The sequence below is a fragment of the Achromobacter sp. GbtcB20 genome (assembly GCF_019091095.1).
Classification (GTDB): Bacteria; Pseudomonadota; Gammaproteobacteria; order Burkholderiales; family Burkholderiaceae_B; genus Achromobacter; species Achromobacter mucicolens.
Window position 1 is genome coordinate 1 of sequence record NZ_JAGXJZ010000642.1, and the last position, 258, is coordinate 258.

Annotated in this window: 1 pseudogene; it reads right to left on the reverse strand. The window is 65.9% G+C overall.

The features are described from left to right. Positions 1 to 258: pseudogene (locus KVT32_RS30555) on the reverse strand (NAD(P)(+) transhydrogenase (Re/Si-specific) subunit alpha); the annotation flags it as partial.

The following is a 258-nucleotide window of genomic DNA, read 5'->3' on the forward strand; positions in this document are numbered from 1 at the left end:
TTGATACGTGTTCGCCGCCAGCATCACCGCCTTGTAGCCGGCGATGTTGGCTTGACTCGCCAGCACGTCCATCGACTGCGCGCGCGTGATGCGCGGCGCCGCTTCCAGGGCAAAGGCGGTCAGGCGCGCGCTGGCCATGGCGGCGAGATTGACGGTGACGAAGGGATTGAGCATACCAACCAGGACCGTGCCCGGCTTCATGCGCGCCCGCACAAGCTCGTTCGGGGCGCGCACTTTCAGCACCATGTCGGCGTCGAA